This window comes from Micromonospora sp. DT63, from assembly GCF_049841615.1.
Lineage (GTDB): Bacteria > Actinomycetota > Actinomycetes > Mycobacteriales > Micromonosporaceae > Micromonospora.
In genome coordinates this window covers 976,723-998,807 of record NZ_JBNCKQ010000001.1, presented here as the reverse complement: position 1 = coordinate 998,807, position 22,085 = coordinate 976,723, and the positions used below count along the sequence as shown (strand labels likewise).

Here is a 22,085-nt window from a genome sequence, read left to right as displayed (position 1 = left end):
GTGTTTCCCATGCACCGTACGGCACGACGCGGTCTCGCGATCGCCAGCACCATCGCCCTGCTCGTCACCGCCGCGGGCTGCAGCGGCGACGACGGCCCCACCTCCGGCGGGGGGTCGGTGCCGGGGGTCACCGACACCGAGATCGTCGTCGGCACCCACATGCCGCTCACCGGGCCGGCCTCGGCCGGCTACTCCAAGATCGCCCCGGCGACGAAGGCGTACTTCGACTACGTCAACGCCAACGGCGGCGTGCACGGCCGCAAGATCACCTACAAGATCATGGACGACGGCTACAACCCGGCGAACACCCAGCAGGTGGTACGCCAGCTCGTCCTGCAGGACAAGGTCTTCGCCGTCCTCAACGGCCTGGGCACGCCGACGCACACCGGTGTGCTCGACTTCCTCAAGAGCAACCGGGTGCCCGATCTCTTCGTCGCATCCGGCAGCCGCAGCTGGGACCAGCCCGACAAGTATCCCGGCACGTTCGGCTTCAACCCGGACTACACGATCGAGGGCAAGATCCTGGCCAACTACGCGAAGACGAACCTGGCCGGCCGCAAGGTCTGCTTCCTCGGTCAGGACGACGACTTCGGCCGCGACAGCCTGGCCGGCGTGGAGAAGGTGCTCGGCGCGGGGGCGGTGGCCGTCAAGCAGACGTACGTCACCAGCAACACCAACGTCGCGCCGCAGATCGGCGCGTTCAAGGCGGCCGGCTGTCAGGTCGTCATGCTGGCGACCGTGCCCGGCTTCACCGCGCTGTCCATCGGCACCGCCGCACGGCTGGGCTTCAAGCCGCAGTGGCTGGTCTCCAACGTCGGCGCCGACCACCCGACCCTGGCCAAGCAGCTCGGCGCCGCCGCCCCGCTGCTGGAGGGCATGGTCGGCACCAACTACCTGCCGATGCAGAACGACACCGCGAACCCGTGGATCCAGCTCTTCACGAAGATCAACAAGACGCACAACGGTGACGCGCCCTTCGACGGCAACACCGTCTACGGCATGTCGGTCGGCTACCTCTTCGTGCAGGTGCTGCTCGCCGCCGGCAAGGACCTCACCCGCGAGAAGGTGCTCGACGCGGTCCAGAAGGGCGGCTTCACCGGCCCCGGGCTCGCGCCGCTGCGCTTCTCCGCCGACGACCACTCCGGCTACGGCGGGCAGCGGTTGAGCCGGGTGAGCGGGGGAGTGCAGAGCTACTTCGGGCCGACGTACGAGACCGACGAGGGGGACGGCCCGGTCACCGAGTACACCGCCGCGCCGGTCGCGCCGCCGGCGAACGGGGTGCCCACCGTCTCCTGACGGGCCCGCCATCGCTGTCGTACGACCCGGGGGTCACCGCCTCCGGGTCGTACGACAGTGCCCGGACCCGGTGCGCCGTGCCGGATGCCGGCCGTTGACCGACACCGATCAGTCCTCCTACTATCTGCACTGTGGATGCAACTTCAGGTCGACTCGCCGGTCGGGTCGCCATCGTCACCGGCGCCAGTCGCGGGATCGGCCTGGCCATCGCCCAACGCCTCGTCGCCGAGGGCGTCCGGGTGGGTCTGACCGCCCGCCGCCCCGAGGCGCTCGCCGACGCGGTCGTCGCCCTCGGCGGCCCCGCGTACGCCGTGGCCGTGCCCGGCCGGGCCGACGACCCCGAGCACCGGGCCGAGGCGGTGCGGCAGGTCGGCGCGGCGTTCGGGCCGGTGGACCTGCTGGTCAACAACACCGGCATCAACCCCGTGCACGGCCCGCTGGTCGAGCTGGACCTGGCCGCCGCCCGCAAGATCCTCGACGTCAACCTCGTCGCCGCGCTGGGCTGGGTGCAGGAGGTCTGCGCCGCAGGCATGACCGAGCGGGGCGGCTGCGTGGTCAACGTCTCCTCGATCGCCGGCCTCGCGCCGTCGCCGGGCATCGCCTTCTACGGCGTGAGCAAGGCGGCGCTCATCCACCTCACCGCAGGTCTCGCCGTCGAGCTGGGGCCGACGATCCGGGTCAACGCCGTCGCCCCCGGTGTGGTCAAGACCCGCTTCGCCGCGGCGCTCTACGAGGGTCGTGAGGACGAGGTCGCCGCGCGGTACCCCCTCGGCCGGCTCGGCGTCGCCCCGGACGTGGCGGGCGCGGTCGCCTTCCTGGCCGGCCCCGACGCCGCCTGGATCACCGGGCAGACGATCGTCTGCGACGGTGGCGTCACGCTGGCCGGCCGGGCCGGATGACACCGTCCGTGCACGCTCGCCGGTGCCTGATCATCGCCTGTCTAGACTCGGCGGGGAGCCGGGCGACGTCGTGGCGGTGAAGGGGCGAGGGCGGATGAACAGGGTCGAGGCCCCGGGGCGGGTGGACGGGCGGACGGCCCGGGCCGAGCGCACCCGGGCAGCCATCGTCGAGGCGCACCTGGCGCTCATCGCCGAGGGCGACCTGCGGCCGACCGGGGAGCGCATCGCCGAACGGGCCGGCATCTCGCTGCGCACACTCTGGACCAACTTCAAGGACATGGAGACGCTCTTCGAGGCCAGCGGCGCCGAGGTGCTGCGCCAGCAGGATGCCGCCTACCGGCCGATCTCGCCCGCGTTGCCGCTGGCCAAGCGGGTCGACGCGTACTGCCGGCAGCGGGCGCGGCTGCTCCAGCTCATCGCGCCGTCGGCGCGGGCCGCGCAGATGCGCGAGCCGGTCTCCGACCAGCTGCACCGCAACCGCCTCAAGCACATCGACCGGGTGCGCGACGAGGTCGAGCACCTCTTCGCCGCCGAGCTGGCGCAGGCCGGGCGGGGGCGCGAGCAACTGCTCAACGCGTTGGTGGCGGCGAGCATGTGGCCGGCCTGGTCGATGCTGCGCTACGGCCTCGGGCTCGGCGTGGACCAGGCCCGCGCGGTGATGTCCCGGACGGTGGGCGCGCTGCTGGCCGAGGTCACGACCGACTGATCCCGGCTCGTCCCCTCTTTCCATCCGGTGACCGATGGGTAACACTGGGACGCATGGTTACTGCATACTCAGTGCAAATAACCGTGTTGCGCGGCCGGGACGACCAGTGCCGGGCCATCCGGGCTCTGCTCGACGGCGTGCCCGGCGGCGGCGGGGCTCTGCTGCTGCACGGCGAGCCGGGCTCGGGCCGGACGGCGCTGCTCTCCTACGCCCACCGGTACGCGAAGGACTGCACAGTCCTCGCCGGGGCCGGGCTGCCCGAGGAGGCCACGCTGCCGTACGCCGGCCTGCAACGCCTGCTCGATCCGGTGCTCGACCGGGCCGCCGCCCTGCCCGAGCCGCGCCGGCACCTGCTGCGCCGGGCGTTGGACGGCGAGGGCTGCCCGCCCGAGCGCCGGCTGGCCCTGTCGGTGGCCGTCCTCGGTCTGCTCGCCGCGGCCGCCCGGGAGCGCCCGCTGCTCGCCACAATGGACGACGTCGACCGGGGTGACCCGCAGACCGCGCAGGTGCTGGCGTTCGTCGCCCGCCGGCTCCGGCACCTGCCGGCGGCCGTCCTGCTCACCGCGGACGTCACCGCCACCGTCGACGGCATCGCGGCGCACCGCCTGCCGCCGCTGGGCGAGCGGGACAGCATCGCCGTCCTGGCCGACCGGCTACCCGAGCGACCCGCCGCGCCGGTCACGGCCACGCTCGCCGCGGTCGGCGGTGGCAACCCGCAGGCTCTCGTGGACCTCACCGAGGCGCTGAGTCCGGGGCAGTGGCGGGGGGAGGAGCCCCTGCCGGCCGCGCCGCCGGCCGACGGTGCCCTCGCCCGCGCCTACCGGGCCCGGCTCGACCGGTTGCCGCCGGACACCCGCCGGATGCTGCTGCTCGCGGCGCTCGACGACTCGGACGAACCGGCGACCTTCGTGCGCGCGGCCGACGCCGCCGGCCTGGCCGTCGAGGTGCTCGCACCGGCCGAGGCCGCCGGGCTGGTCCGGGTCGAGCCCGGGGGAGTCACGTTCGCGCAGCCGCTGGCCCGCACGATGGTCGCGGCCGGTGCGCCGCTGGCCCAGCGGCGCGCGGCGCACCGGTTGCTCGCGGAGGTTCTCGACCCGGACGGGCAGCGGCTGCTGCGGGCGATGCACCTCGCCGCCGCGACGGCGGGCACCGACCCGGCCCTCGCCGACGAGTTGGAGCGGGCGGCGGCCGGTGGGCGCGACAGTTGGGTCGTGGCGTCGGCCGCGCTGTGCCGGGCCGCCGCGCTCAGCGACCACCCGCGCGACGCCGCCGCGCGCCTGCTCGCCGCCGCCCGCTACGCCTGGACCGCCGGGCAACCCGGCCAGGCCCGACTCCTGCTCGACCGCCTCCGCGCGACCTGCGCGGACCCGACCGTCACCGGGCACGCCGGGCTGCTGCGCGGCGAGCTGCAACTGCGCTGTGACGACGCCGCCGGCGCGGCGGCCACGCTGGTGTCCGCCGCGCGTGCGGTGGCCGGGACCGACCGTGCCGTGGCCATGGAGGCGCTGGCGCGGGCCGGCGAGGCCGTGTGCCTCGCCGGTGACCAGTACCGGTACGCGGAGGTCGGCCGCCGGGCGGCGGCCCTGCGGCACCCGAACGACCCGCCGGCCGTGGAGCTGACGGGCTGCCTCGTCACCGGGGTGGCCGCCACGCTGCGGGGTGACCACGAGCGGGCCGGGCCCGCGCTACGCCGAGCCGTCGTGCTGGGCGGCCGGTTGGCCGGGCCGGCACTGACCCCGACCGCGCTCAGCTGCGCGGCGGCGGCCGGGCTGGTGGTGGCCGTGGACGGCGCCGCGCACCGGCTCGCCGAGCGCGCCGTCGGGTTGGCGCGGGAGCGGGGCGAGCTGTCCATGCTGTCCCGGGCGTTGGAACTGCGCGCGGTCGCCGAGTACTGGCTGGGGCGGCACGAGGCGGCGGCGGAGACCTCCCGTGACGGGCTGCGGGTCGCCCGCGCCACCGGGCAGTTCAACTGCGCCAACGTCCACCTGGGCATGCTCGCCGTGCTGGCCGCCGTCCGGGCCGACCGGGAGGCCAGCCTGCGGTGGATCCGCGAGATCGGCCCGACGCCGACGCCGGGCAGCCGACCACACGCGCTCGCCGGGTGGGCGCTGGCCGTGCTCGACCTCGTCGACGGTCGGCACGCCGAGGCGGCGGCCCGACTGGCGTCGCTGGCCCGGCTCGGCACCGGCCGGGGTCAGGTGCTCGTCCAGGTGATGGCCACCCCGTACCTGGTGGAGGCGGCGGCCCACCTGCCGCACCGGCCGGCGGCGACGGCCGCGCTCGCCGCCTTCGACAGGTGGGCGAGCAGCACCGCGAGCCCGCTGCGGCGGGCGCTCTCGGCCCGGTGTCACGCGCTGCTCGCGCCCCGGGGCGGTGTCGAGGCGGAGCAGGAGTTCCGGACCGCGCTGCGACTGCACCCGACGGAGGATGGCGCGTTCGAACGGGCGCGCACGGAGCTGCTCTTCGGTCAGGAGCTGCGGCGCAGCCGGCGTCCGCGGGACGCCCGGGGGCACCTGCACCAGGCCCGGGAGACGTTCACGTTGCTCGGCGCGGATCGCTGGGCCGAGCAGGCCACGGCCGAGCTGCGCGCTGCCGGGGAGTCGGTCGGTCCGCCGGACCTGCTGGCGGCGCGGTTGCTGACCGGTCAGCAGCTGCGGATCGCGCAACTGGTCGCCGAGGGCGCGACCAACCGGGAGATCGCCGCCCGGATGTTCCTGTCCACCCGCACTGTCGACCACCACCTGCGCAACGTCTTTCACCGGCTGGGCATCCGCTCCCGTACCGAGCTGGCCCGTACCTTCGCCGCCGAGCCGCACGCCGGTCTGGCCTCCGACAGGTGAGCGCGCAACGGGGACGGTCCGGTCTGGACGGCGTAAACTATCACCGCTAGTTTATCCGTCATGGAGCTCACCCTGTCCGCCGAGCAGACGGCGGTCCGTCAGCTCGCCGCCGAGTTCGCCGACCGGGAGTTGACGCCGCACGCCGCCGCGTGGGATCGGCGCGAGTCGGTCGACCCGGCCATCGTCGGCAAGCTCGGCGACCTCGGCTTCCTCGGGCTGACCATCCCCGAGTCCGACGGTGGCTCCGGCGGCGACCACCTCGCGTACTGCCTGGTCCTTGAGGAGCTGGGCCGGGGCGACTCGGCCGTGCGTGGCATCGTCTCCGTCTCACTCGGCCTGGTCGCCAAGTCGATCGCCGCCCACGGGTCGGCCGCGCAGCGGGCCGAGTGGTTGCCCCGGCTCTGCTCCGGGGCCGTGCTCGGCTGTTTCGGGCTCACCGAGCCGGACAGCGGATCCGACGCGGCCGCGTTGCGCACCCGCGCGGTCCGCGACGGCGACGACTGGCTGCTCACCGGCACGAAGACGTTCATCACCAACGGCACGACCGCCGACGTCGCCCTGATCTTCGCCCGCACCGGCGGTCCCGGCCACCGGGGGATCACCGCGTTCCTGGTGCCCACCGACAGTCCGGGCCTGACCCGCCGCGAGATCCACGGCAAGCTCGGCCTGCGCGGGCAGGCCACCGGCGAGCTGCGTCTCGACGACGTACGGGTGCCCGACGCCGCCCGCCTCGGGGCCGAGGGCGCCGGCTTCCGGCTGGCCCTGGCCACCCTCGCCAAGGGACGGATGTCGGTGGCGGCCGGCTGCGTCGGCATCGCCCAGGGGTGCCTCGACGCGGCGGTCGGCTACGCCGGGCAGCGGACCCAGTTCGGCAAGCCGATCGCCGGTCACCAGCTCGTCCAGCAGCTGCTCGCGGCCATCGCCGTCGACACGGCGGCCGCCCGCCTGCTGGTCTGGCAGGTCGCCGACCTGATCGACCGCGACCAGCCGTTCGCCACCGAGGCGTCGATGGCGAAGCTCTTCGCCAGCGAGGCCGCCGTCCGCGCGGCCAACAACGCGGTCCAGGTCTTCGGCGGGTACGGCTACATCGACGAGTACCCGGTCGGCAAGTACCTGCGCGACGCGCGGGTCGCCACCCTCTACGAGGGCACCAGCCAGATCCAACAGCTCCTGATCGGACGCGCGCTCACCGGCGTCAACGCCTTCTAGCTCAAAGGACATCCGGATGCGAGTCTTCACCTCTGTCGACGAGCTGACCACCGCGGTCGGCGAGACCCTCGGGCCCGGCCCCTGGCAGCGGATCGAGCAGGACCGCGTGAACCTCTTCGCCGACGCCACCGACGACCACCAGTGGATCCACATCGACCCGGTACGCGCGGCGGCCGGACCGTTCGGCGCCACGATCGCGCACGGCTACCTGACCCTGTCGCTGTTGCCGGCGTTGGCCGGTCGGCTGTACCGCGTCGAGGGGGTCGCGATGGGAGTCAACTACGGGCTGAACCGGGTGCGCTTCCCCGCGCCGCTGCGGGTCGGCGCCGCCGTGCGGGCCACCGCCGTCATCGCTGAGGTGTCACCGGTCAGCGGTGGGGTGCAGATGGTCACGGCGGTGACGGTGGAGAGTGACGCCGGGGGCAAGCCCGTGTGCGTCGCCGAGACGGTGAGCCGCCTCTACGGCGAGGCGAGCCGCTGACCGGTGCGGGGGCGGGCGACTTCTGTCGCCGCCCCCGCAGCCCGTCGTCTGTCCGGCCCCGAGCGGCGCCGCGTTGGTTGCGCCGCCGCTGCTTGCGCTGCGCTGCCTGGCGTTACCGGCGCGGGGTCAAGGACCACCAGCGGGCCCTTTGCTCTGCTTCAACCGACGCAACAGTGAGAGCCCGTTTGTGTTGCGTGGGTTGAAGCAGAGCAAAGGGTGTGGGGAAGGTGTGCCCGCCCCCGCGTCCCGCTGCCGGTACGAAGGTCAGGCGACCGCGCAGGCGGTGCCGTTGAGCGCGAAGGCGGACGGCCGGCCGGTGTTGCCGGTGTGGGTGGCCTGGAAGCCGATGTCGACAGACGTGTTCGGGGCGATGGTGCCGTTGTACGAGACGTTGCTCGCGGTCACCGCCCCGCTCGACGGGGAGTAGCTGGCGTTCCAGCCGCCGGTGATGGTCTGGCCGCTGGGCAGGGTGAACGTCAGCGCCCAGCCGTTGACCGCGCTGCTACCGATGTTGGTCACCGACACGGCAGCGGTGAGCCCGTTGTTCCAGGCGTTGACCGTGTACGTGACCCGGCATCCCCCGGACGGCGCGGTCGTGGGCGGTGCCGTGGTCGGCGGCGCGGTCGTGGGCGGTGCCGTGGTCGGCGGTGCAGTGGTGGGTGGCGCGGTGGTCGGTGGCGCGGTGGTCGGCGGCGTGTCGCCGCCGATGCTGCCGGGCACCGTGCGCAGCGCGTCGTACCAGGCGACGGCCATCTTGCGGTAACCCGTGGCGTTGGGGTGTACGCCGTCGGCCAGGTCGCTGAGCGTCAGCGCGCGGTACATGTCGACCAGGTGGACGCGCTTGCCGGCGGCGGCCCGGGTCTGCACGATCCCCGGGATCGCCGCGTTGTAGCCGCGGACCTGGGTGTCCGCGCCGGACTTCGGGATGATCGTCGCGACGAACACGTCCGCGTTCGGTGCGGTGGTGGTGATGCGATCGACCAGGGTGGCCAGGCGGGCCGGAGCGCCGGACGTGTCCCCGTACATGTCATTGGTGCCGATGTGCAGCAGCACGGTCCGCGGGTTCGTGGCGCGCAGCCAGTTGACGATGTTGGCGTCGATCTGGGCGATGGTCCAGCCGGAGTGGCCCTCGTGGTCGTGGTCACCGAGACTCGCCGGGCCGTTGAACCCGGAACCGACGAAGTCGATCCGGTATCCGCCGGAGACGAACCGGTTCCAGAGTTCGATGCGGTAGCCACCGGCGACGTTGAAGCCGTCGGTGATCGAGTCGCCGAGGGGCATGACACGTACCCCGCCGTTGGACTCGGCGCTCGCGGGCGTCGTCGCCACCGGGACGGCGGCGGTCATGGCCGCGACGGCGGCCAGGGCCGCCCACCACAGTCGGGCCCGGCGGGGCCTCGACGTCGGCGCGGTGGTGGCGGGCGGTGGGGGGACGGGGTTGCCAAGGGTCGGTTTGCTCATGGGGCTTCCTCAGGTGGTGGGAGCACGACAGCGGCGGCCCACCGACGAGGCGGAACCGCGCGGTACGCGAGAGTGAGCTGCGCGAGGACCAGGAACCCGGACGTCATCACACCGCTGGTCGAACGCTCTGGTCATCGACGGTCGGAGGCGACGGATCGATGAGCCCCGGCCGGGATGTGCCCTGCACCCCGCCTGGACGCACCATAGCTTGTTATCGCTAACACCGGCAATGGATCGAACGTCGACGATGCTCGGGAGTGGACGAGGCGGTCAGTCCCGGCCGGTCGTGTCGGTCGGCGCGAGCCGCGCGGCGAGCCAGCGCAGCTGCCGCCGGACGTGCACGGCCTCGCCGCCCTCGTGGCCGTTGAACGGGTAGACGTGCATCTCCCGCTCGGGCGGGACGGGTTGTCCGGCCGCGGCGCCGTACTGGTTGTAGGCGGCGAAGCCGGTGCTCGGCGGGCAGACGGTGTCGCGCAGGCCGATCCCGAAGTGCGCCGGCGCGGTCGCCCGCCGGGCGAAGGTCACCCCGTCGACGTAGGACAGAGTGTGTCGGACCGCGTCCTCGGCCTCCCGGTGCACCGCCAGGTAACGGCCGATCTCACCGTACGGCGAGACGTCGCTGAGTGTGATGGCGCGCTGGACGTCGCAGAGGAACGGTGCCGTCGCCAGCACCGCCGCGAGGTCGTCGACGAGGCCGGCCACCGCCAGGGCCAGGCCGCCGCCCTGGCTGTTGCCGACCACGGCGATCCGGTCCGCGTCGACCCCGGGCAGGGCGCGTACGGCGTCGACGGCCCGGACCGCGTCGGTGATCAGACGTCGGTAGTGGTAGTCGTGCGGGTCGAGGATTCCCGAGGTGGCCGGCCAGGGGCCGCCGGGCCTGCCGTGCGGGTCGGCCGTGTCACCGGCGCCGTGCTGCCCCGCCTGGCCCCGGTTGTCCATCAGCAGGTGCGCGTACCCGGCGACCGGCCAGGTCAGCCGCTCGTGCGGCAGGCCGCGTCCGCGCCCGTAGCCGGCGTACTCCACCACGGCCGGCAGCGGTCCGGGTACGCCCGCGGGGCGGGTGTACCAGGCGCGCACCGGGTCACCGCCGAAGCCGGCGAACGTGACGTCCCAGGAGTCGAGCAGGGGCAGGTCGGTGGGCTCGGGGCGGACGTCCACCAGCACCGGACGGGCGGCCGCCTCGGCGAGGGTGTTCCGCCAGAACCTGTCGAAGTCCGCGGGCTCGGCGACGGTCGGCACGTATCGCGCAAGCTCGTCGAGGGCGGGGTCGGAGTACGGCACGGGTCCTCGCAGGGTCAGGGCTGCTGGGCGGGGGGTGCGGTGCTCTCCCGGACGACCAGCTCGGTCACCAGGTCGATCCGGCTGGTCGCCGGGCCATTGCCGGCGATCAGGTCGAGCAGCATCTGGGTGGCGATGCCCGCCATGTCGCGCAGCGGCTGGTTGATGGTGGTGAGAGCCGGATAGGTCCAGGTGGCGACGGGCAGGTTGTCGTACCCGATCACGGAGAGGTCCTCGGGGACCCGCAGGCCGCACTGCCGGGCGGCCCGGAGCACCCCCATGGCCTGGGTGTCCGAGCCGGCGAATATCGCCGTCGGCCGGTCCGGCCGTCTCAGCAACTCGAGCCCGTGGGCGTGCCCGGCGCCGGCCGAGAAACTGCCGTAGTGGACCAGCTCGCGGTCGACGGTCAACCCGATCTCCTCGTGCGCGTGCTGGAAGCCCGCGGCGCGGGCCCGGCTGCACAGCACGTCGGGCGGCCCGGAGATGACGGCGTTTCGTCGGTGACCCAGCTCCAGCAGGTGTCGAGCGGCGAGCAGGCCGCCGTTCCAGTTGTTCGACCCGACCGTGGGCACGGAGGCCGAGGTCGCGCTGTCGGTGTCGATCACGACGAACGGGACGCCCTGGCGGCGCAGCTGCTGTTGCTGCGTCTCGGCCAGGTGGCACAGGACGAGCAGCACGCCCAGCGGGCGTTGGCTGAGCAGCGTGTCGAGCCACCGTTGCGGTGGCCGGTGCGCGCCGTCGAGTTGGGAGACCGCGAGGCCGATGCCGGCGATGCTGGTCACCGCCTCGGCGCCGCGCAGGACCTCCATCGCCCAGCCGGTGTCGAACTCGTGGAACACCAGATCGATCCGCCCCGCGCCGGACGACCGCCGCGCACGGCGCTGGTACCGGTGCCGGTCGAGACTCTCCTCGACCCGTGCCCTGGTGCCGGCGGCGACATCCTCGTGGCCGTTGAGGACCTTGGACACCGTTGCCACCGACACGCCGACGTCGTGGGCGATCGTCGCGATGGTGGTGGAGGCGGGTGGGTCGAGCGGGCGGTGCTCTGTCATCGCAGCCTCATGCAGCGTCGAAATTTTCGGAAGACCTTAACACGACCAGCCGGTCATGACGGTCGATGTGGCCGCAGGTCGGGCGCGGCCGCAGCGGTTCTGGGGCCCGGGCATGACTGAGCGCTATGGGCGGTGCCACTGGCCGTACGAAGGAGCCGCCTCGCAACCAATCGAGCCCCTTGACTACATCCCGGCGGTGGACTTAGGTTGCCGAAAAGGTTGCTTGGGTTTCCGGAAAGTTTCGGATCGCACACCGTCCGCCACGGACCGGTCCCACGAGGGTGCGGGAACGTGGCCGGAGCTAAGGGGTCTCGGCATGAGAAGTCAGCTGCCCGCCGACGGCGAACCGGCGTCGCGCGACGCCACACCCTGGCGGGACGCGCGGCTGTCACCGGCCGAGCGGGCCGAGGCGCTGCTCCCGCTGATGTCGGTGCAGGAGAAGATCGCCCAGCTCGTCGGCGTCTGGGTCGGCGCCGACGCCTCCGGCGAGGGCGTCGCTCCCCACCAGTCCGACATGGTCGCCGAGACGCCGGCGTGGGACGACGTCATCTCCCACGGGCTGGGCCAGCTCACCCGGCCGTTCGGCACCGCGCCGGTCGACCCGGTGCTCGGCGCCCGGTCGCTGGCGGCCTCCCAGGCGCAGATCGTCGCCGCCAGCCGGTTCGGCATTCCCGCCCAGGTGCACGAGGAGTGCCTCACCGGGTTCGCGGCCTGGCAGGCCACCGTCTACCCGACCCCGCTGGGCTGGGGCGCGTCCTTCGACCCCGACCTGGTCCAGGAGATGGCCGGCCGGATCGGCAGGTCCATGCGCGCCGCGGGCGTGCACCAGGGGCTCGCGCCAGTCGTCGACGTCACCCGCGACTACCGCTGGGGCCGCACCGAGGAGACGATCGGTGAGGACCCGTACCTGGTGGGAACGACCGGCGCGGCGTACGTGCGGGGCCTGGAGAACGCCGGCGTGGTGGCCACCCTCAAGCACTTCGCCGGCTACTCGGCCTCCCGGGGTGGCCGCAACCTCGCCCCGGTGTCGATGGGACGCCGCGAACTGGCCGACGTCATCCTGCCGCCGTTCGAGATGGCCCTGCGCCTCGGCGGCGCGCGGTCGGTGATGAACTCCTACGCCGAGATCGACGGCATGCCGGCCGCCGCCGACGAGCAGCTGCTGACCGGGCTGCTGCGCGACGAGTGGGGTTTCACCGGCACCGTCGTGGCCGACTACTTCGCCGTACGGTTCCTGCAGACCCTGCACGGTGTCGCCGAGGGCGCGGCCGACGCCGCCCACCTGGCCCTGCGCGCCGGGATCGACGTCGAGCTGCCCACCGTGGACGCCTTCGGCGGCGCGCTGGTGGAGGCCGTCCGCGCCGGCGAGATCGACGAGGCGCTGATCGACCGGGCGTTGCGTCGGGTGCTGATCCAGAAGATCGAGCTCGGCCTGCTCGACGAGGACTGGCACGAGTTGCCCGACGACGTCGCGGACCTGCGCCTCGACGACGAGGCCAGCCGGGACGTCGCCGTACGCCTGGCTCGCGAGTCCGTCGTCCTGCTGCGCAACGACGGTGTCCTGCCGTTGCCCATCGCGAGCCGGGTCGCCCTGGTGGGCCCGGTCGCCGACGATCCGATGGCGATGCTGGGCTGCTACTCCTTTCCCAACCACGTCGGCGTCAACCACAGCGACCACGGCATGGGCCTGGACATCGCCTCGCTGCGCGAGGAACTGGCCCGCCGCGTCCCCCTGCTCACCCACGAGCCGGGCTGCACCATCACCGGCGAGGACACCTCGGGCATCCCGGCGGCGGTCGCGGCGGCCAGCGCGGCCGACGTGTGTGTGCTCGCCGTCGGCGACCGGGCGGGAATGTTCGGCCGGGGCACCTCCGGTGAGGGCTGCGACGCCGCCGACCTGCGCCTGCCCGGGGTGCAGGCTGACCTCGTCCGGGCCGTCCTCGCCACCGGCACTCCGGTCGTGCTGGTGCTGATGACCGGCCGGCCGTACGCGCTCGGCCCGGAGTTCGACACCGCAGCGGCCGTGGTGCAGGCGTTCTTCCTCGGCCAACTCGGCGCTCAGGCGCTCGCCGAGGTGCTCATCGGCGCGGTGAACCCGTCCGGGCGGTTGCCGGTCAGCGTCCCGCGCGACGCCGGCGGCCTGCCGGGCACCTACCTGTCGCCGCCGCTCGGGCACCGCAGCAAGGTGTCCTCGATCGACACGACAGCGGCGTACCCGTTCGGCCACGGCCTGAGCTACACCAGCTTCGAGTGGTCCGACGCCACGGTCGTGTCGCCGGTGGACGGAACCGAGGGCGGGACGACCGCCTGGCCGGTCGACGGCGAGGTGCGGGTGCGGATCACCGTCCGCAACACGGGTGACCGGGCCGGCACCGAGGTGGTGCAGCTCTATCTGCACGACCCGGTGGCGCAGACCACCCGCCCGGTGAACCGGCTCGTCGGCTTCGCCCGGGTGCCCCTGGAGCCCGGGGCGGAGGCGCACGTGACGTTCGGCGTACCTGCCGACATCGCGTCGTTCACCGGTCGGTCCGGACGGCGCATCGTCGAGCCCGGCGCGGTGGAGCTGCGGTTCGGGCGGTCGAGCGGGGAGATGGCGGCGGCCGTGGCGCTGCTGCTGACCGGGCCCGAGCGCCAGGTCGGCCACCAGCGGGAACTACTCACGTCGGTGCGGGTCGAGCCCCTGGTGGCCGTACCGCACTCCGCATAGGAGGCGAGGATGACATCCGGAACGTTACGGCCACCGCCACCGGCGCCACCCGGCGCTCCGGCGGAGGCCGCCGTCGGGGCGCCCCGCGCGCCGCGCCGTCGCCGCACCTGGCGGCAGGCGCTGCGCCGGGACTGGCAGCTCTACTCGCTCGCCATCGGGCCTCTGCTGTTCTTCCTGGTCTTCCGGTACCTCCCGATGATCGGCAACATCATCGCGTTCCGCCGGTTCAAGCCCGGCGGCAGCATCTTCGGTGAGTACTGGGTGGGGCTGCGGTACTTCCGGATGTTCCTCGCCGACCCGACGTTCTGGGACGTCTTCACCAACACGCTGGTGCTCGGGACGCTGACCCTGCTGTTCTGCTTCCCGCTGCCGATCGTCCTGGCGCTGCTGCTCAACGAGGTGCGCGCCCGTCGCCTGCGGCGGTTCGTCCAGTCCGTGTCCTACCTGCCGCACTTCCTGTCGATCGTGATCGTGGCGGCCATGGTCATGCAGTTGACCTCGGTCGACGGCACCATCAACCAGATCGTGCAGGCCACCGGCGGCGACGCGGTGCCGTTCCTGCAACGGGCCGAGTGGTTCCGGACCATCTACGTGTCGTCCGAGGTCTGGCAGACGGTCGGCTGGGGCACCATTCTCTACCTCGCCGCGCTGACCACGGTCGACGACGACCTGTACGAGGCGGCCCGGATCGACGGCGCCAACCGGTGGCGGCAGACCTGGCACGTGACGCTGCCGGGCATCCGCCCCACAATGGTGACGTTGCTGATCCTCAACATCGGCAGCTTCATGGCGGTCGGGTTCGAGAAGATCCTGCTGCTCTACAACCCGCTGACCTATCCGACCGCCGACGTTCTCTCCACGTACCTGTTCCGGATGGGCTTCGGGTCCAGCAACTTCAGCTACGCCGCCGCCATCGGGCTGTTCGAGGCGGTCATCGGGCTCACGCTGGTCCTGACGGCGAACCTGATCGCCCGCCGCACCGTGGGGACGAGCCTGTGGTGACCGTCGACGCGGCCGACACGGCCAGCGGCAGCGACCTGCCCGCGCGTGCGCGGCCGCGCGGAATCCGCCCGACCCGGGGCTACCGCGTGTTCCAGGCGTGCAACGCGGTAGTGCTCACCATCGTCGTGGTGGTGACGCTGTTCCCGTTCGTCAACGTCGTGGCCCGCTCGCTCAGCGACGAGCAGTACATCATCGCCGGCAAGGTCAACCTCGTGCCGCGCGGCTTCAACCTGGACACCTACCGGCTGGTGCTGAACGACTCGCTGTTCTGGACGAACTACCGCAACACCGTCTTCTACACGGTCGTCGCCACTGTCATCTCGATCGTGCTGACCACCTGTTACGCCTACGTGCTGTCCAAGAAGCACCTGCGCGGCCGTACGGCTCTGATCGGTATCGCGGTGTTCACCATGTTCTTCACCGGCGGCCTGATCCCCAACTACGTGCTGGTCACCAGCCTGGGCATGAAGAACACCGTCTGGGCCATCGCGGTGCCCAACGCGATAAACGTGTTCAACCTGCTGGTGATGAAGGCGTTCTTCGAGAGTCTGCCCACGGACCTGGAGGAGGCCGCGGCCGTCGACGGGCTCAACACGTACGGCATCCTGCTGCGCATCGTGCTGCCGTTGTCGAAGGCGATCGTCGCCACGATGGTGCTGTTCTACGCCGTTGCCTTCTGGAACTCCTGGTTCGCCGCCTTCCTCTACATGGACCAGCAGGAGCTGTGGCCGGTGACCGTCTATCTGCGCAACCTGATCGCGGGGGCCACCGGCGCGGAGAACGTCGGCGTCATCGCCGAGGCCGACGAGGTGCAGGCCGACGCGACGCTCAAGGCCGTGACGATCGTGCTCACGACCCTGCCGATCCTCGCTGTCTACCCCTTCGTCCAGCGGTACTTCGTCCGCGGCGTGATGCTCGGCGCCGTCAAGGGCTGACCGGCACGTCCACCATTTCCCTTCACCGAACCCGAAAGGACCGCCATGCTCCACCGATCGTGGCGCCGCGCCGCGACAGCGGCAGTAGCCGCGCTGCTCGCGGCCAGCAGTATCGCCGCCTGTAGCGAGGACTCGTCCGACGCCAAGGACCTGTCGGAGAACCGGGCCGGTGCGATGGCCGACTACGGCATCGGCAAGCAGTTCAAGGCGAGCGAGCCGGTTTCCTTCTCCATCCTCTACAACAACCATCCGAACTACCCGCTGCGCGAGGACTGGCTCTTCTGGAACGAGCTGAAGTCGCGGGCCAACGTCACGCTCTCGCCGGTCGCCGTGCCGCTGAGCGACTACGAACAGAAGCGCAGCCTGCTGATCGGTGCCGGCGACGCTCCGATGATCATCCCGAAGACGTACCCCGGCCAGGAGGACGCCTACGTCTCCTCCGGGGCGGTCCTGCCGGTCAGCGACTACCTGGACCTCATGCCGAACCTTCAGGACAAGATCTCGCGGTGGAACCTCAAGCCCGAGATCGACACGCGACGTCAGGAGGACGGCAAGTTCTACCTGCTGCCGGGCCTGCACGAGAAGCCCTGGCAGGACTACTCGCTGGCGATCCGCACCGACATCCTCGACGAGCTGAAGCTGAGCCCGCCGAAGACCTGGGACGAGCTGTACACGGTGCTCAAGGCCATGAAGGCCAAGTACCCGAACGTGTATCCGTTCTCCGACCGGTGGAGCAAGCCCAACCCGGCCGGCAACCTGCTCAACATCCTGGCCGTGTCGTACGGACTGCAGGGGGCGGGCTGGAACTTCCAGCACACCTCCTGGGACGCGAACGCCAAGAAGTTCGTCTACACCGGCGCAACGGAGCAGTACAAGCAGATGCTCCAGTACCTCAACAAGCTGGTGTCGGAGAAGCTGCTCGACCCGGAGAGCTTCACCCAGACCGACGAACAGGCCCGGCAGAAGCTCGCCAACAGCAAGTCCTTCGTGATCAGCGCCAACGCGCAGGCGGTCGTGAACGACTACCGGCCCGACCTCGCCAAGACCAACCCCAAGGCGAAGATCGCCAAGATCCCGCTGCCGATCGGTCCGGCGGGTGAGGTCAACCCCGCCAGCCGGTTGGAGAACGGCGTGATGATCTCCTCGAAGGCCCGCGAGAGCAAGAACTTCGTGGCGATGATGCAGTTCATCGACTGGCTCTGGTATTCCGACGCCGGTCAGGAGTTCGCCAAGTGGGGCGTCGAGGGAACGACGTTCGTCCGGGACGCCGCCGGCCAGCCCAAGCTCGCGCCCGACGTCAACGTCATCGGCCTGAACCCGAAGGCGCCCAAGCATCTGCAGAAGGACTTCGGCTTCTACAACGGCGTGTTCGCCTACGGTGGCAAGCCGGAGCTGGTGCAGGGCTTCTTCTCCCCGGAGGAGCAGGAGTTCCAGAAGGTGCTGAACGCCCGTCCGCCGGTCGCGGTGCCCCCGCCGCACCCCCTCAGCGACGAGGAGCGCGAGCAGGCGTCACTGTGGGAGACACCGCTGAAGGACGCCGTCTACCAGGCGACCCTGCAGTTCGCGCTCGGCCAGCGCGACCTCTCCCAGTGGGACGCCTACCTGGCCGAGTTGAAGGGCAAGAACATGGACGCCTACCTGACCATGGTCAACAAGGCGTACGACAGGTACCAGAAGGACCACGGCTGACCGTCGGCCGGTCCGGTCGTGCCCGTCACGACCGGACCGGCCGCGCACCGTCAGCCGCGCACCGCACCGGCCGCGCACCGCACCGAAGAGGACGAGATGACGCGCATGACCGTGTCGGCGGATCCGCAGGGCCGCCTGTCCGATGCCTGGCGCTTCGCCGTCGGCACCGGCCGTTTCGAGTTGGCCCTGCGCCGCGACTACCAGGACTCGCTGGCGCTCATCCAACGCGACATCGGGTTTCGGCACATTCGCGGGCACGGGCTGCTCAGCGACGGTGTCGGTGTGCACCGCCCGTACGAGTACGCCGGCGAGCGCCGGGTGCACCACTCGTTCACCTACGTCGACCAGGTCGTCGACGCGTACCTCGATCTGGGCATCCGCCCCTTCGTGGAGCTGGGGTTCATGCCCAGCGGCCTCGCGTCGGGCGACCAGACGGTGTTCTGGTGGCGGGGCAACGTCACGCCACCGGAGTCTCACAAGGAGTGGGGCGACCTGGTCCGCGCCACGGTCGCCCACCTCGTCGACAGGTACGGGATCGACGAGGTCCGTGGCTGGCCGATCGAGGTGTGGAACGAGCCGAACCTCGCCGACTTCTGGGCGGGCGCCGACCGCGACGCGTACCACCACCTGTACGAGGTGAGCGCGCACGCCGTCAAGGAGGTGGACGCGTCGTTGCAGGTCGGCGGCCCGGCGATCTCGCCCGGGGCGGACGGGTGGCTGGCGCCGTTCGCCGAGTTCGTCACCGAGCGGCAGGTGCCCGTCGACTTCGTCAGCCGGCACGCGTACACCTCCGGCCCGGCGCGGCACGTGCCGTTCGGCACCCACCAGTCCCTCGCCCCGGCCACGGATCTGCTCACCCAGTTCGCCGCGCCGCGCCGGCACCTGGCCGGCACCGCGCTGGCGGACCTGCCGGTGCACATCACCGAGTTCAACTCCTCCTACCGGCCGGACAACCCGATCCACGACACGGCGTTCCACGCCGCCTACCTCGCACCCGTGCTGGCCGCCGGCGGCGACCTCGTGGACTCCTTCGCGTACTGGACCTTCAGCGACATGTTCGAGGAGGCGGGGATCCCGACCGCGCTGTTCCACGGCGGGTTCGGCCTGCTCACCCACCGCCAGATCAAGAAACCCACCTACCACCTGTACGCCTTCATGGCCCGCCTCGGCCCCGAGGTGCTGGCGCGCGGCGACGACCACCTGGTCACCCGCCATCCCGACGGACGGGTGGCCGTGCTGGCGTGGGCGCCGGTGGACGTCACCGGACGGTCACCGGCACCCGACCGACACCCCCTGGCGCTGTCGATTCCGCTCGGCTCGCCCGCGACGACCTCGGCGTTCCTGCTCCGCTCGTCGGTCAGCGAGGAGGCCGGCAACGCCTGGGCGGCGTGGGCCGAGATGGGCCGCCCCCGCTCGCCGGGCGTCCGGCAGCTCGACGCGCTGCGGGAGGCGGCGGAACCGTCGCGGACGCACCGTGCCCTGCCGGTCGCCGCCGGCCGGGTCGAGGTGGACCTCACCCTCAGCCGGCACGAGGTCACCCTCCTCGAACTGACCCCGGTCGTGGACGAGACCCCGCCGTGGTGGGACGCCGACGGCCTGCTGGGCGCCGAGCCGGGGGACGACCGATGAGCACCGCGCACGCCTGGCGGCAGTTCGGCGACGGGCCGCTGTCCCGGTTCGCGTCCCGCGTCTACACGCTGCTCGTGGTCGAGGTGCTGCTCCTGGTCACCACACTGCCCGGCCTGCTCCCGCTGCTGCTGCTCGGCCGCGACCCCAGCAACCTGCCGCTTGTCGCGCTCCTGCTGCTGCCGGTCGGTCCGGCGGTCTGCGCGGCCCTGTACGCCCTGCGCCACCAGCGGCCCGACCTGACGGACCTGCGGCCCGCCGCCCTGTTCTGGCGGGGCTACCGGAGCAACGCCACGGGCGCGCTGCGGGTCTGGGCGCCGACGTTGCTGTGGCTAACCGTGCTCGCGCTGAACCTCGCCTATCGAGATGCGGTAGGCCTCAGGAGGTGGTGGGTGGTGCCGCTGGTCCTGATCGCGGTCGGGGTGACCCTCTGCGCCGCCAACGCGCTGGTGATCACCTCACTGTTCGAGTTCCGCACCCGCGACGTCCTGCGCCTGGCCGTGCACTTTCTCGTCCGTACCCCCGGGGTCACCGTCGGCAACGCCCTGCTGCTCGCCGCGGCGGCCGGGGTCACCGCGGTCTTCTCCGAGGCCGTCCTGGTGCTGCTCGCCTCGGTCGTGGTGCTGGCGGTCCTGCGCGTCGGCGACCCGATGATCCACCTGATCCGGAAGGAGTTCACCGCATGAGCCTGCCCGCGACCGCCGAGGTGCGCTTCGGCCGGGAGGACGCGTGAACGCGCACGAGTCGATGCACCTGGAGGAGCCGGTGTTCGTGGCGGAGCCGGGCGACATCGAGGAACCGCGGGTACACCCCGCCTGGCTCCCACCGGAGGCGTTCCGCGCGCTCGGCGCGCGCCGCGTCCTCGTGCACGGCGACGGGCTGCTCGTCGACACCGTCCTCGACGAGGTGACCCGTGCCTGCGCGCGCTACGGCGGGCGGGTCTGGCATTCCCCCTCCTGGGACGTCGACGTCGACCTGGTGCTCACCCTGCGCGACGCCGACGAGCTGCCCAGCGCCGCGGTCGAGGCGGCGCGGTCGGCGGGGGAGGCGGCGCTCGTCGACCTGGGCGACGGTGCGACGCTCGGCGACGAGGGGTTCCTGCTGGCCCGCGCCGGCGAGACGACTGTGGTGCTCGCCGACGCGCCCGCCGGCCTGCTGTACGGGCTCTTCCACGTCGTACGGCTCTGCGCGGCGGCCTTCGACCCGGCCCGCCCACCCGAGCTGCACCGGCCCGCGCTGCGCCGCCGGATGTTGAACCACTGGGACAACGTGGCCGTGCACCCGGTGATGGGTCAGGTCGAACGGGGGTATGCGGGCGGCTCGATCTTCTGGGCCGATGGCCGTCCGCGCGGGGACCTGGCCCGGATCCGGGAGTACGGGCGGCTGCTGGCCGCCAGCGGGATCAACGCGATCTCGGTGAACAACGTCAACGTGGGTCACGCCGAGGCGCTGCTGCTCACCGACCGGCTCGGCGACGTGGCGCGGATCGCGGACGTGCTGCGCCCGTACGGCATCCGGGTACACCTGTCGGTCACCTTCGCCGCGCCTGTGGTCCTCGGTGGACTGTCGAGCGCCGATCCGTTCGACGAGGAGGTACGCGCCTGGTGGGCGGCCACCACCCGGCGGGTGTACGAGCGCATCGACGACTTCGGCGGCTACGTGGTGAAGGCCGACTCGGAGGGGCAACCCGGCCCGTTCACCTACGGGCGCGACCACGCCGACGGGGCGAACCTGCTCGCCGAGGCCCTCGCCCCGTACGGGGGAGTGGTGCACTGGCGGGCGTTCGTCTACAACCACCACCAGGACTGGCGGGACCGCTCCACCGACCGGGCGCGGGCGGCGTACGACCATTTCGCCCCGCTCGACGGGCGGTTCCGCACCAACGTGGTCCTGCAGGTGAAGTTCGGCCCGGTGGACTTCCAGACGCGTGAGCCGGTCTCGCCGGTGCTCGCCGCCATGCCGGCCACCCGGATCGCTGTCGAGTTGCAGGTCACCCAGGAGTACACGGGTCAGCAGCGGCACGTCTGCCACCTCGGGCCCTGCTGGAGCGACGTGCTGCGCTTCGAGCCCTGGGGCCCGGGCGGGCGGACGATCGCCGACCTGGTCACCGGGGAGGCCGGCAAGGGCGGTGGCCTGGTCGCCGTCGCCAACACCGGCGACGACCCCTTCTGGACGGGGCACCCGCTGGCCCAGGCCAACCTGTACACGGTCGGCCGGCTCGCCTGGGATCCGCTGCTCGACCCGACGGCGGTCCTCGACGAGTGGATGACGTTGACGTTCCCGCCGTCGGCGACGGCCGAGCCGGAGCTGGTACGACGGACACTGCACGAGATCATGGACGACTCGTGGCGGACGTACGAGCGGTACACCGCCCCGTTGGGCGTCGGCTTCATGGTCCATCCCGGCGACCACTACGGCCCCGACGTCGACGGGTACGAGTACTCGCGGTGGGGCACCTACCACTTCGCCGACCGGGACGGCGTCGGCGTGGACCGCAGTCGCGCCTCGGGCACCGGCTTCGCCGGCCAGTACCCGCCCCACTGGGCGCAGGTGTACGAGTCGCCCCGCACCTGCCCGGACGAGCTGCTGCTCTTCTTTCACCACGTCCCGTACACGCACGTCCTGCACAGCGGCTCCACGGTCATCCAGCACATCTACGACACCCACTTCGCGGGCGTCGAGGAGGTGGCGGTGATGCGGCGGCGGTGGCAGACCCTGAACGGGATGATCGATCCAGCCGTGTACGAACGGGTGGCCGAGCGCCTCGACGAGCAGCTGCGCTGCGCCACCGAGTGGCGGGATCAGATCAACACGTACTTCTTCCGCAAGTCCGGGGTGCCCGACGAGCGGGGGCGGCGCATCCACTGACCCGGCCGGCCCGGCCGGGCCGGCCGGGGCATCGGC

The 22,085-nt window shown here is 72.1% G+C and carries 16 protein-coding genes; 13 read left to right on the top strand and 3 right to left on the bottom strand.

All coding sequences use genetic code 11. From position 1 onward, the window contains the following. Positions 1 to 9: 9 nt before the first annotated feature. The 6 genes from ACLQ27_RS04665 (at position 10) to ACLQ27_RS04640 (ending at position 7,431) form a co-directional block, all read left to right on the top strand. Positions 10 to 1,296: an ABC transporter substrate-binding protein gene (locus tag ACLQ27_RS04665; RefSeq protein ID WP_357574050.1), complete on the top strand. Its 1,287-nt coding sequence runs from the start codon at positions 10 to 12 to the stop codon at positions 1,294 to 1,296. 131 nt (positions 1,297 to 1,427) lie between these two features. Beyond that, positions 1,428 to 2,195 (top strand): SDR family oxidoreductase, encoded by a 768-nt coding sequence (locus tag ACLQ27_RS04660; RefSeq protein WP_357492383.1) that lies wholly within the window; start codon positions 1,428 to 1,430, stop codon positions 2,193 to 2,195. A 94-nt stretch (positions 2,196 to 2,289) separates the two neighbouring features. Further along, the gene (locus ACLQ27_RS04655; RefSeq protein ID WP_234588875.1) at positions 2,290 to 2,901 is read left to right on the top strand and encodes a TetR/AcrR family transcriptional regulator; all 612 of its coding nucleotides are present in this window, start codon (positions 2,290 to 2,292) and stop codon (positions 2,899 to 2,901) included. A 53-nt stretch (positions 2,902 to 2,954) separates the two neighbouring features. Further along, on the top strand, positions 2,955 to 5,741 hold the full coding sequence (locus tag ACLQ27_RS04650; protein ID WP_425865738.1) for an AAA family ATPase: 2,787 nt from the start codon (positions 2,955 to 2,957) through the stop codon (positions 5,739 to 5,741). A gap of 60 nt (positions 5,742 to 5,801) precedes the next feature. Beyond that, positions 5,802 to 6,950, top strand: a complete 1,149-nt coding sequence (locus ACLQ27_RS04645) for an acyl-CoA dehydrogenase family protein (RefSeq protein ID WP_425865736.1) — start codon at positions 5,802 to 5,804, stop codon at positions 6,948 to 6,950. A gap of 16 nt (positions 6,951 to 6,966) precedes the next feature. Continuing rightward, on the top strand, positions 6,967 to 7,431 hold the full coding sequence (locus ACLQ27_RS04640) for a MaoC family dehydratase (protein ID WP_357492377.1): 465 nt from the start codon (positions 6,967 to 6,969) through the stop codon (positions 7,429 to 7,431). A 264-nt stretch (positions 7,432 to 7,695) separates the two neighbouring features. Here ACLQ27_RS04640 and ACLQ27_RS04635 read toward each other — a convergent pair whose 3' ends face one another. From ACLQ27_RS04635 to ACLQ27_RS04625, 3 genes are all read right to left on the bottom strand, one after another. After that, positions 7,696 to 8,892: a cellulose binding domain-containing protein gene (locus ACLQ27_RS04635; RefSeq protein WP_425865734.1), complete on the bottom strand. Its 1,197-nt coding sequence runs from the start codon at positions 8,890 to 8,892 to the stop codon at positions 7,696 to 7,698. Positions 8,893 to 9,162: 270 nt separating this feature from the next. Further along, complete coding sequence (locus tag ACLQ27_RS04630) at positions 9,163 to 10,173, bottom strand: acetylxylan esterase (protein ID WP_425865732.1); 1,011 nt, start codon at positions 10,171 to 10,173, stop codon at positions 9,163 to 9,165. A 14-nt stretch (positions 10,174 to 10,187) separates the two neighbouring features. Further along, positions 10,188 to 11,222: a LacI family DNA-binding transcriptional regulator gene (locus ACLQ27_RS04625; RefSeq protein WP_425865730.1), complete on the bottom strand. Its 1,035-nt coding sequence runs from the start codon at positions 11,220 to 11,222 to the stop codon at positions 10,188 to 10,190. Between the two features lie 316 nt (positions 11,223 to 11,538). Between ACLQ27_RS04625 and ACLQ27_RS04620 the strand changes: the two genes are divergently transcribed. The 7 genes from ACLQ27_RS04620 (at position 11,539) to ACLQ27_RS04590 (ending at position 22,049) form a co-directional block, all read left to right on the top strand. After that, complete coding sequence (locus ACLQ27_RS04620) at positions 11,539 to 13,929, top strand: glycoside hydrolase family 3 N-terminal domain-containing protein (protein WP_425865729.1); 2,391 nt, start codon at positions 11,539 to 11,541, stop codon at positions 13,927 to 13,929. Between the two features lie 9 nt (positions 13,930 to 13,938). Beyond that, positions 13,939 to 14,931, top strand: coding sequence for an ABC transporter permease (locus ACLQ27_RS04615; protein WP_357492367.1), 993 nt, complete (start codon positions 13,939 to 13,941; stop codon positions 14,929 to 14,931). Next, the gene (locus ACLQ27_RS04610) at positions 14,928 to 15,866 is read left to right on the top strand and encodes a carbohydrate ABC transporter permease (RefSeq protein ID WP_357492365.1); all 939 of its coding nucleotides are present in this window, start codon (positions 14,928 to 14,930) and stop codon (positions 15,864 to 15,866) included. The genes ACLQ27_RS04615 and ACLQ27_RS04610 overlap by 4 nt, the downstream gene beginning before the upstream one ends. A gap of 45 nt (positions 15,867 to 15,911) precedes the next feature. After that, entirely contained in the window at positions 15,912 to 17,555 is a 1,644-nt protein-coding gene (locus tag ACLQ27_RS04605; RefSeq protein ID WP_357492363.1) for an extracellular solute-binding protein, read from the top strand. A gap of 96 nt (positions 17,556 to 17,651) precedes the next feature. Next, the gene (locus tag ACLQ27_RS04600; protein WP_357492361.1) at positions 17,652 to 19,184 is read left to right on the top strand and encodes a GH39 family glycosyl hydrolase; all 1,533 of its coding nucleotides are present in this window, start codon (positions 17,652 to 17,654) and stop codon (positions 19,182 to 19,184) included. Continuing rightward, positions 19,181 to 19,867 (top strand): hypothetical protein, encoded by a 687-nt coding sequence (locus ACLQ27_RS04595; RefSeq protein ID WP_425865727.1) that lies wholly within the window; start codon positions 19,181 to 19,183, stop codon positions 19,865 to 19,867. The genes ACLQ27_RS04600 and ACLQ27_RS04595 overlap by 4 nt, the downstream gene beginning before the upstream one ends. A 43-nt stretch (positions 19,868 to 19,910) precedes the next feature. After that, a complete protein-coding gene (locus tag ACLQ27_RS04590) occupies positions 19,911 to 22,049 on the top strand; it encodes an alpha-glucuronidase (RefSeq protein ID WP_425865726.1) in 2,139 nt (712 codons plus the stop codon). Positions 22,050 to 22,085: the final 36 nt, after the last annotated feature.